We start from the raw sequence: 10,383 nt of genomic DNA, 5'->3' as shown, positions 1-10,383 counted from the left end.
TGTAATAATATCTTCTTTAATATTGTTTGGATCAATTTCATTCACATTTACAATATAGAAGTTTTCAACATCTGTTCCGATAATTACATCTGAAATACCAGGAGCAGTAGCATTTTGAATAAATGATTTAACTGAAACATCCAAATCAGTATCAGTAGTAATGATACGAGGAGAACCAGCTGAACTAGAATTGTAGTTACTTGCAACTGTCATTGCATCAACACCACTTTCTAATTCTGCTTTAGCATTTTTAGCATCTTCTTCAGTACCGAATGTCAATACTGTTGCTTGTCTTGGTTCATATTTAGTTACTAATGCATCAAAGTTTTCATTTACATATTTTTTAGTAAGTTTAGTAAGTTGTGCGCTTAATACTAATGAATTATTGTAGAAATCATCAACATCTTTGTAGCCATAACTTTGTAAAGCAGCTTCTAATGAATCACCATAGGTAGCTTTATACGTTTCTAAGCTTTTTGTAGCTTCAGCTGTGATTTCATCAGTGATAGGAACTTCCTTTTCAAGGATTGCTTGAGTAGCAGCAGATAATGCCACATATCCAGAGCCTTGTTGAATCATTGAACTATAGATATCACCTTTAGTAATCGTTGTATCACCAATTGTGATTAATGCAGTATTTGCGTCTTTTAGTTTTGCATGTGCATCTGTACATCCTGCTAATAGAAGTAGAGCACAAAGACTAATTAATATTTTTTTCATGTGTTTTCCTCCTATTCGCTAATGCCCATAAAGTCAAGCAATTGAGCTTTCAATTCATCATTACCTGCAAAATCTACACCAAGTTCTTGTGCTTTAGCCCAAATAACTTGTGATTGAATTTCAGGGTAAATTGTAAGGAATTGATTATAAAATGCATCATCATCTTTGAAAGTATCAAAGTTTGTAGAATCAATTTGAATTAAATGGTAACCGTAATCAGATTTAACCCATTCACTGCGTTCTCCCTCATTAAGAGCTAAAGCAGCTGCTAAGAATTCTGGAACAAATTGCGTAGTAGAATCCATGAAGCCTAAACTTCCACCATTTACTGCTGAACCAGTATCATTTGAATAAGTTGTCGCAACTTCTGCAAATGTTTTACCTTCAGCTAAAGCTGCATCAACTTCTGCCATTTTAGCTTTTTCTTCATCAGTAGGATTATTAGCATCCACCATTTGAATCAAAATATGACTTGCAGTACGTGGTTTATATTCTGCTTCGTATGGAGTATAAACTGTATCTTTGTTGTCTAGAATATATTGTTTTAATAATTGATTTCTTTTTTCCCCTTGGATTAAATAAGTTTCTAAATCTTTAGAATCATTATATCCAAGTGATTTAAGAATTTTAGTTAATTCTGCTTCATAAGTTGCACCATATTGAGATTGAAAGTTACTAATGATTCCATTAGCTGTTTCTTTAGCTAATGTTTTCATTTCATCGGTTGTCTCAACACTTGCATTAACAACTGCTTTTTCAAATGCTTGATAAACTGATTGAATACCTAAATCATTGTATAGTTTATCGTAGAATTCATTTGTAGTAATGGATTTATCATCAATTGTAAATACAATATCTTCACCATTAACTTGTTTACCTGGTATTACATCTTTTGATTGATCGATTGCGAAGTAGGCGATAATTGCGATAAAAAAGCAACTAACTAGCATTACTACGCCGTATTTTTTGAACATGTCTTTCATGTTTTCCTCCTTTGAAACGCTTAATTATTATAGGGTATTTCTATGTTTTTTGCAATTTATCTATCTGAATTTTATCTGAACAATGAAAATTTGCCCCAAAAAGCGTATTTTTCAACAAAAAAGCGATATTATGCTATAATCTTGCTTAGAGTTTAGAAAAAGAAAGGTGATTTAAATGGCAGAATTGAAAATCGAGAATCTCCACGTCGAAATCGAGGGGAAAGAGATACTTAAAGGAGTGTCTTTAGTAATTAAATCAAATGAAATCCATGCTCTCATGGGACCTAATGGTAATGGTAAAAGTACATTGCTTGCGGCTATCATGGGACATCCAAAATATACAGTGACTGAGGGAAAAATCTTGTTAGATGGACAAGATGTTTTAGCTATGTCAATTGATGAAAGAAGTCGAGCTGGATTATTTTTGGCAATGCAATATCCACAAGAAGTACCTGGGGTAACAAATAGTGATTTCTTAAGAGCTGCAATAAATGCTCGTAGAGAATCACCAATGCCCTTGTTTTCATTTATAAAAGAAATGGAAAAAACCATCAAAGATTTAGAAATGAAACCAGACTTAGCTCATCGCTTTTTGAATGAGGGTTTTTCTGGTGGTGAAAAGAAACGTAATGAAATTGTTCAAATGAAATTATTAAAACCTTCTATTGCGATGTTAGATGAAATTGATAGTGGGCTAGATGTTGATGCTCTTAAAATTGTCGCAAATAGTGTTGTCGATATGCAAAAAAATACGGATTTGGGATTAATTGTAGTTTCACATTATGAACGTTTTTATCAATTATTAAAACCAACACATGCACACGTACTTGTAAATGGGAAAATTGTTATTGAAGGTGCAGAAGAATTAGTAACTAAAATTGATACTGAAGGATATGATTGGTTGTACAAAGAGTTTGATCTTCAACCTGTTGTTGAGGATAAAAAACAAATGCCATTCTCACTTGGTTCTTGTGCTGCATCAAGCAAAGGTAAATTAGTATGAAATTGTTCGATGTAGGTGGGAAGGTTAATCAAATCATTCAAGACGGTTATGAAGAATGGATTATTGATACCCTTGATCCATTAACAATCGATATTGTGTGTGATGGTCATTCAAGTATTTATTTAAATGTTAAGCAAGGTTTAAATTTAAAGTTTAATGTAACGGTATTAGAAAATGCTGGATTTACATTGCTCGTTTGGAATAACGCAATTGAGCCTATTAATTTTGAAGAAAAATATGTTGTAAAGAAAAATGGAACATTAGACTTGGCTTATGGTGAATGTAATGTGGCAGACGTTAGAAGAACAAGCCATGTCAGTTTAGAAGAAGAGGGTGCCAAAGCAACTATTAAAAGTGCAACTCTTTGTCAAAATAAAAAACATATGACAATCACATGTTCATCAGATGCACCACATACTGAGGGACAAATGGAAAACTATAGTGTTGTACTAGAAGGTGCTGATTATGTATTGACAGCCACTGGTAAAATCGTTAAAGGTGCTTATGGTTCTAAGTCACATCAAACATCACGAGCACTAACAGTTGATGAAAGTCAAAATGCAACAATTATTCCAATGTTATTGATTGATGAAAATGATGTAGAAGCGAGCCATGCAACAAGTGTTGGACAAATTGATGAAAATCAAATGATTTATCTACAATCACGTGGATTAAATGAAAAACAAGTTATGAGTTTAATTACAATTGGCTATTTGATGCCGATTACTGGATTTATACAAAATGAAGAATTAAAAGAAGTATTAACGAATGTCATAGAAAGTAAGGTGACTGAATCATGTTTGATGTAAAAAAAGTTAGAGAAGATTTTCCAATGTTTAAAAATAATCCTAATGTAATTTATTTGGATAATGCATCAACTACATTTAAACCTCAATGTGTTATTGACGCTGTAAATGACTATTATGTAAATGAAAGTGTAAATGTTCATCGAGGAGATTATGATTTATCTTATCAAGTTTCCAAAGAATATGAAGATGCAAGAGAAACAGTTGCGAAATTCATTAATGCAGAACCAAAAGAAATCGTTTTTACATCTGGTGCAAGTATGTCCTTAAATTTAGTTGCATATGGCTATGGACGTAAATTTCTAAAAAAAGGAGATGTTATCCTTTCTACTGAAGCAGAGCATGCATCTAATATTTTACCTTGGTTTAAAGTCTGCGAAGAAGTGGGAACGACGATTGAGTACATTCCATTAACTAATCAAGGAGAAATGACAATTGAAGCATTCAAAAAAGCAATTGAATCATATCCAAATGTAAAAGTAATAGCGATGGCTAATGTATCTAATGTATTAGGGTATTTACAACCAATTGAAGAAATCACAAGAATCGCTCATGAACATGGCGCAATCGTTGTTTGTGATGGAGCACAATCTGTTCCTCATGTACCATGTGATGTCAAAAAATGGGGTGTTGATTTCTTAGCATTCAGTGGACACAAAATGTGTGCTCCTACAGGTATTGGAGTTCTTTATGGACGTTATGATTTACTTCAACTTACAGATCCATTTATGCTTGGTGGTGGCAGCAATGCTCGATTTGATATTTGTGGTAACATTTTATTAAAAGATGCACCTTATAAATTTGAATCAGGAACACCAGCAATTGAAGCAGTACTTGGACTTAAAGCGGCTGTTGAATACTTACAAAATCTAGGCATGGAAAATGTCTATAAATATGAACATGAATTAAGAACTTATGCATCAGAAAAATTACAAGAATTAACAAATATTACATTCTTTAATCCACATGCATCTACAGGAATTCTTACATTTAATGTAAACGGTGTATTTGCTCAAGATGCAGCAAGTTATTTAAGTTCAAAAGGAATTGCAGTTAGATCAGGTAATCATTGTGCCAAAATTCTTATTGAGCTTATAAAAGCATCGGAAACAATTCGTTCATCATTCTACTTTTATAATACAAAAGAAGAGGTGGATAAATTTATTGAAACATGCAAAGATATCACAGTTGAAAACTGTGTAGGCTTGTTTTTCTAGAAGGAGGGTATAACAATGAATTCATTATTAGATGATCCAGCAGTACTACGTGAACTAATCATGGACCATTATCAATATCCTCGTAATCATAAATTAAAAGAAGATGATTCATATGCTTCTGTGCATATGGCATCTGATTCATGTATTGATGATATTACTGTGCAAGCGAAGATAAATGGAGAAACGATTGAAGATATTTGTTTTGATGGTATTGGATGTACAATTTCAACGGCTTCTACATCAATGATGAGCGAATTACTTATCGGAAAAAGCATTGAAGAAGCAAATCAAATTATTGAAAACTATTATGCGATGATTAATGAGAAAGAATATGATCCGGAAGTGTTACAAGAAGCGATAGCACTTAAAGGAGTATCTAAGCAAGCGAATCGTATTAATTGCGCAACCATTGGTTGGAAAGCAATCCGCCAAATGATTGATGAAAGTGAGAATAAAAAATAATGACTCAAGATGATGTACTAAAAACACAGGATGAGTATAAATATGGGTTTAGTGATGAAGATGTCAGCGTATATAAAACAAAAAAAGGTTTAACGGCTGACACAGTTCGTGAAATATCAAAAATTAAGAATGAGCCTGACTGGATGTTAGAATTACGATTGAAGGCTTTTGAAATTTTTGAAAGAATGCCTATGCAAACATGGGGACCGAGCTTAGAATCACTTAATTTTGATGATTATACCTATTATATTCGTCCAAGTAATGATAAAGAAACAAAATGGGAAGAAGTTCCAGAAACAATTAAAAACACCTTTGATCGTTTGGGGATACCAGAAGCAGAACAAAAATTTCTTGCAGGAGTATCCACACAATATGAATCAGAAGTTGTTTATCATAACATGCTGAAAGAAGTTGAAGATAAAGGTGTTATTTTTCTAGATACTGATACGGCACTTAAAGAACATCCAGATTTGTTTAGAAAGTATTTCGGGAAAATTGTATCAGCAGCAGACAATAAGTTTGCGGCATTGAATAGTGCAGTTTGGTCAGGGGGATCGTTTATTTATGTTCCTCCAGGGGTTACTTTAGATAAGCCACTCCAATCTTATTTTAGAATTAATACTGAACGTATGGGACAATTTGAACGTACTTGTATTATTGTCGATAAAGGCGCAGATTTACACTATGTAGAAGGCTGCACAGCACCGACATACTCAAAAGATTCATTGCATGCGGCAGTGGTAGAAATCTTTGTTGAAGAAGGAGCTAAATGTCGCTATTCAACAGTACAAAACTGGTCGGGTAATATCTTGAACCTTGTGACAAAACGTGCGAAAGTCGAAGCTCATGGTGCGATGGAATGGATTGATGGAAACATTGGATCACATATTACAATGAAATATCCAGCATGTATACTTGCAGGAGAATATGCAAGAGGAATGACAATTTCGATTGCAGTTGCAAGCGAGAATCAAATACAAGATGCAGGGGCTAAAATGATTCACTTAGCACCTCATACATCAAGTACAATTATTTCTAAATCAGTTGCTCGTAAAGGTGGGGCTGTAAACTACCGTGGTTTAGTGATGCATGGGAATCAAGCAGCATACAGTAAATCTAAAGTAGAATGTGATACTTTGATTCTAGATAAGATATCAACAAGTGATACAATTCCTACAAATACAAGTAGAAATCGTACAAGCACACTTGAACATGAAGCAACAGTATCAAAAATATCAGAAGAACAATTATTCTATTTAATGTCACGTGGTTTAACGAAATCACAGGCAACAGAAATGATTATCATGGGATTCTTGGAACCATTCACAAGAGAATTACCAATGGAATATGCAGTTGAATTAAATCAATTGTTAAAATTAGACATGGAAGGATCAATCGGTTAAGATTGGTCCTTTACTTCGTGCTATAATAGAGATACAAGAAGAGGTATTCTAATGGAAAAAAATGAATTGAGAACATTGGCACTTAAAAAACGTAAAGAGTGTCCTGAAAAAGGTGATAAAAGCCGTATAATTGCACTTCGTGTACTTGATGAAATTAAAGACAAACAAGTTATTGGCCTTTATGTAAGCAAAGGTGATGAAGTTGAAACACATGATTTAATTCAAACTTGTTTGAGCCAAGGTAAAACAGTGGTTGTGCCTAAGGTAATAAAGAAAACGATTATTTTTGTTGAAATTAAATCAATGGATGATTTAGAACCAGGAGTTTTTGGTTTGTTAGAACCAAAATCAAATGATGAATATGATTTATCAAAAATTGAAATTATGATTATCCCAATGGTAGGATTTGATTCTTTAAAACATCGTATTGGATATGGTAAAGGTTATTATGATTCAGTTTTGGATAAAATACAATGTGATTTTGTAGGTATTGCATATGCTTGTCAGCAAGTGGAAGATTTCATTTGTTCAGTACATGATGTTCCAATGACGAAGATTCTGACAGAATATTCTGAGTTTTAGATAAAGAAAAGAAGTGAATCGTTTGAAACATTCTACGCAAGTTTCAGACTCTTTAGGACTTGGATTACTTTTAACGCTTAGCGGTGGATTTATGGATGCATATTCATATTTATTTCGAGGTAAAGTTTTTGCCAATGCTCAAACAGGAAATATTTTACTATTGGGTATAAATATTTTCGAAGGTCAATGGGAAAATACGATTAAATATTTAATTCCTATCATTGCATTTTCGATAGGAATTGCTATTGCGGATATTGTAAGAAGAAAACTAAAAGAGCGAAAAAGTATTCATTGGAGACAAATCGCAATAGTAACAGAAGCGATGATTTTACTATTGGTAGGATTTTTACCACAAGAATTAAATTTGGTTGCGAATAGTTTAATTTCTCTAGTATGTGGACTTCAAATAGAAAGTTTTAAGAAAATACGTGGATTAGGAGCAGCAACAACAATGTGTGTTGGAAATCTTAGATATGCTACTGAATGGTTATGTGAGTATGCATATACAAAAAATCAAGATGCGATTGAAAAAGGTTGGCTCTATCTAGCTGTAATTTTATTTTTTGTCTTTGGAGCGATTATTGGAAGTATATGTATAAAATATTTAGGACAATATTCAATTTTTATCTGTTCAATGATTTTAATAGTAGGGTTTATTAGCATGTTTTATGATAAAGAAAAAATAATGCAGTCAAAACAAGAATGAAAATTCTTGTTTTTTTGTTCGCTCATTGACAATTGTAAGTGGAGCATGTATGATTTCTTTAACGACAAATGTAAGCGAGGAGAAAACTTATGGAAAAAATGATTCGTATGCTTTTTGAAGTTTCACTGACAATGACAGTTATTATTCTTATCATGCTTATTTTAAAACCATTATTCAAAAGAAAATATGGTGTTACTATGCGATATTTTATTTGGATGTTTATCATGATACGCTTACTTTTTCCAATAAATATTTCTTTTCCCAAAGCAATTCAAGTTGAAGTTCTAACCAATCAGCAAGCCTTTATTTTACCAATGCAGAGCAGGCAACAAGAGAAACTACCGAATGAGTTTTTCTTGCAAAAGAAACCTTCAACTAATTTGGTAGGTGATGATGCATCTTTAGCGATGAATAATCAAGTTACTGCTCCCACACAGTCACTTTCATCATTAATATGTCTAGGGATTTTCTGGTTCTTTGGTTGTATCACAACCTTTGTGTATCACGTGAGTAAATATCTTTACTATGCCAAAAAAGTTAAACAAACAAATATTGAATGTACAAAAGATATTCAGGATATAATGAAAAATATTTCTGCCAAATATCATAGAAAAGCAGTACTTAAGATTTATGAAAATCATTATATTTCAAGTCCAATGTTGATGGGGTTGTGTAAACCACATATCCTTATCACAGATTCACTTCTTCCAAAGCAACAACAAGAAATAATTCTTGAACATGAATTTATTCATTATCGTAGGCATGATCTTTATTTTAAATTGGGCTTATTTCTTGTGAAGTGTATTCATTGGTTTAATCCATTGGTGTATATCATGATTCAAGAAGCTGATAAAGATATCGAATTTTCATGTGATGAACTTATTTTGAAGGATGCATCAATTGCCTATAGAAAAGAATATGGAAGGACAATACTTGCAATCCTACGTTCCAATATAACGAAGCAATCCACGATTTTCACAACGAGTTTCAATGGTAATAAAAAAACAGTGGAAGAGAGATTCACTATGTTGATAGATACATCGAAAAAATCTAAAGGGTTGAAAATAATTCTAATCTCATTCATATCGATTGTTCTTGTGACTTCCTTGATTTCTTGTGTGAAATTGGTGAAGATTAATGATGTTGTATCCATGAGTGAAAAAAACAATGAAACAGTTTATACATTTTTCGGTGATATTCAATTTGTTTTTGACAAGAAAAGTGGACTGACACTTGATAATGTCGAAGTAGACGAAACTGTAAAAGAAGAAAATATTACTTTCACACTATCTTATTTAAATGAATACCAAGAACCAATTGATATCGAAATGATTATTGTAAGAGGAAGTGAAGAAAATTTTCAGCATGAGTTATATGATGGTATTTATTTCACTAATTCAAACTACAAAATATACTATAAAGATGTACAGAAAGTTTCAGTCTATGGATTCAAAGGAAAATTTAAATTTTTCTACAAGGGAACGGAATTTAATGATGAAACCATTAACGAAGGAATTGATACATGTTTAATTGCGACAGTGAATGGCGAGTATGACGTTGATATATCATACCTTGTTGAATATTCTGAAATGGCAGATAACATGGGTCTAGGAGTTGAGATTTTAGTGGATGGGATTGCGAACACAATTCTTCCTTATGGATATAAAGTAAATGATGAAATACTTAAAGCATGCAATATCAGTGAGAATAAATATGGGTATATTGGGGCGTATAAGCTAAATGAACGACTTGTTGATGGAATGGAGGAACGATTAAATGATGTAAAATTTTCTATGTATGGACAACCAAAAAGCGTAATCATTAGTGTAGATAAAGTAATTTATAATAATCACAATGAGTATGGACTTGAACGTATCATGGAAGTTTGTACAGAGGAATTTGCGCAAGAATTAGAAGAATACAAATTAGATTATATTCACATGGATAGGTATCGTGAATATATTTTAGAAGATTCCAATGATACAATCCTCAAGGTAAAAGATATTTTAGATGAAACAATTCAACTTTCATATAATCCAACAACAAAGAAATTGTGGTTTTATCAAACAATTAATAAGAATACAAAAAAAATACCACTTCTTTGTATGCAATTTGAATTTAGAGAAGATGGAGGTGGCGGTATTCGTAGTGTAGGAACGTTGCCATTGAGTGAAAACTCAGAATATATGTTTGAAGAGACAGATATTTTAGTAAAAGTTGAATTAAAACTTTCAGAAGAAGAAAAAAAGATTTATGCAGAATCATTTAGTTTGTTAAATACGAAAAGAGATACAATCACTGTGGATTGGCAAAGGAGCAGTAGAGATGAATAAAATGAAAAAAATACCAGAAGCAGAGTTAGAAGTTATGAATGTTCTTTGGAAGGCAACAGTGCCATTAAAGACGAGTGAGATTGTTGAACTTTTGGATAAGGCATGGGCAATGTCGACAGTACAAGTTTTATTGACACGATTAGAAGAAAGAGGTTACGTACAAAGCAA

11 protein-coding genes are annotated in these 10,383 nt (G+C 32.4%); 9 read left to right on the top strand and 2 right to left on the bottom strand.

Annotated elements, in window-relative coordinates:
• A partial coding sequence (locus RSB60_RS09095; protein ID WP_332615877.1) for a hypothetical protein occupies positions 1-720 on the bottom strand: 720 nt, incomplete at its 3' end.
• A gap of 11 nt (positions 721-731) precedes the next feature.
• Positions 732-1,703, bottom strand: coding sequence for a peptidylprolyl isomerase (locus RSB60_RS09090; protein ID WP_332615875.1), 972 nt, complete (start codon positions 1,701-1,703; stop codon positions 732-734).
• Between the two features lie 175 nt (positions 1,704-1,878).
• Between RSB60_RS09090 and sufC the strand changes: the two genes are divergently transcribed.
• The 9 genes from sufC to RSB60_RS11470 form a co-directional block, all read left to right on the top strand.
• Positions 1,879-2,706: a Fe-S cluster assembly ATPase SufC gene (sufC, locus tag RSB60_RS09085; RefSeq protein ID WP_323380674.1), complete on the top strand. Its 828-nt coding sequence runs from the start codon at positions 1,879-1,881 to the stop codon at positions 2,704-2,706.
• A complete protein-coding gene (locus RSB60_RS09080) occupies positions 2,703-3,515 on the top strand; it encodes a SufD family Fe-S cluster assembly protein (protein ID WP_332615873.1) in 813 nt (270 codons plus the stop codon). The genes sufC and RSB60_RS09080 overlap by 4 nt, the downstream gene beginning before the upstream one ends.
• Complete coding sequence (locus RSB60_RS09075; protein WP_332615871.1) at positions 3,503-4,729, top strand: aminotransferase class V-fold PLP-dependent enzyme; 1,227 nt, start codon at positions 3,503-3,505, stop codon at positions 4,727-4,729. Before RSB60_RS09080 ends, RSB60_RS09075 begins: the two co-directional genes overlap by 13 nt.
• A gap of 15 nt (positions 4,730-4,744) precedes the next feature.
• Complete coding sequence (gene sufU, locus RSB60_RS09070) at positions 4,745-5,191, top strand: Fe-S cluster assembly sulfur transfer protein SufU (RefSeq protein WP_332615869.1); 447 nt, start codon at positions 4,745-4,747, stop codon at positions 5,189-5,191.
• Positions 5,191-6,594, top strand: coding sequence for a Fe-S cluster assembly protein SufB (sufB, locus tag RSB60_RS09065; RefSeq protein ID WP_323380670.1), 1,404 nt, complete (start codon positions 5,191-5,193; stop codon positions 6,592-6,594). Before sufU ends, sufB begins: the two co-directional genes overlap by 1 nt.
• Positions 6,595-6,645: 51 nt before the next feature.
• Positions 6,646-7,176, top strand: a complete 531-nt coding sequence (locus tag RSB60_RS09060; RefSeq protein ID WP_323380669.1) for a 5-formyltetrahydrofolate cyclo-ligase — start codon at positions 6,646-6,648, stop codon at positions 7,174-7,176.
• Positions 7,177-7,198: 22 nt separating this feature from the next.
• Positions 7,199-7,882 carry a YoaK family protein gene (locus RSB60_RS09055; protein WP_332475958.1) on the top strand — a complete coding sequence of 228 codons (684 nt, stop codon included), beginning with the start codon at positions 7,199-7,201 and terminating at the stop codon, positions 7,880-7,882.
• An 89-nt stretch (positions 7,883-7,971) separates the two neighbouring features.
• Positions 7,972-10,215, top strand: coding sequence for a M56 family metallopeptidase (locus RSB60_RS09050; RefSeq protein ID WP_332615866.1), 2,244 nt, complete (start codon positions 7,972-7,974; stop codon positions 10,213-10,215).
• The coding region (locus RSB60_RS11470) for a BlaI/MecI/CopY family transcriptional regulator (RefSeq protein WP_442879663.1) at positions 10,208-10,383 on the top strand (176 nt) is incomplete at its 3' end. The genes RSB60_RS09050 and RSB60_RS11470, both read left to right, overlap by 8 nt.

Origin of the sequence: Anaerorhabdus sp. (assembly GCF_036657415.1) — a bacterium.
Taxonomy (GTDB): domain Bacteria; phylum Bacillota_I; class Bacilli_A; order Erysipelotrichales; family Erysipelotrichaceae; genus Anaerorhabdus.
The sequence above is the reverse complement of the archived record's forward strand: the minus strand, read 5'-3'. Positions and strand labels throughout refer to the sequence as shown.

Coding starts and splice junctions, on each gene's coding strand:
- RSB60_RS09090 (WP_332615875.1), bottom strand. CDS start 1,703: ATGAAAGACATGTTCAAAAAATACGGCGTAGTAATGCTAGTTAGTTGC.
- RSB60_RS09050 (WP_332615866.1), top strand. CDS start 7,972: ATGGAAAAAATGATTCGTATGCTTTTTGAAGTTTCACTGACAATGACA.
- RSB60_RS09060 (WP_323380669.1), top strand. CDS start 6,646: ATGGAAAAAAATGAATTGAGAACATTGGCACTTAAAAAACGTAAAGAG.
- sufB (WP_323380670.1), top strand. CDS start 5,191: ATGACTCAAGATGATGTACTAAAAACACAGGATGAGTATAAATATGGG.
- RSB60_RS09080 (WP_332615873.1), top strand. CDS start 2,703: ATGAAATTGTTCGATGTAGGTGGGAAGGTTAATCAAATCATTCAAGAC.
- RSB60_RS09075 (WP_332615871.1), top strand. CDS start 3,503: ATGTTTGATGTAAAAAAAGTTAGAGAAGATTTTCCAATGTTTAAAAAT.
- sufC (WP_323380674.1), top strand. CDS start 1,879: ATGGCAGAATTGAAAATCGAGAATCTCCACGTCGAAATCGAGGGGAAA.
- sufU (WP_332615869.1), top strand. CDS start 4,745: ATGAATTCATTATTAGATGATCCAGCAGTACTACGTGAACTAATCATG.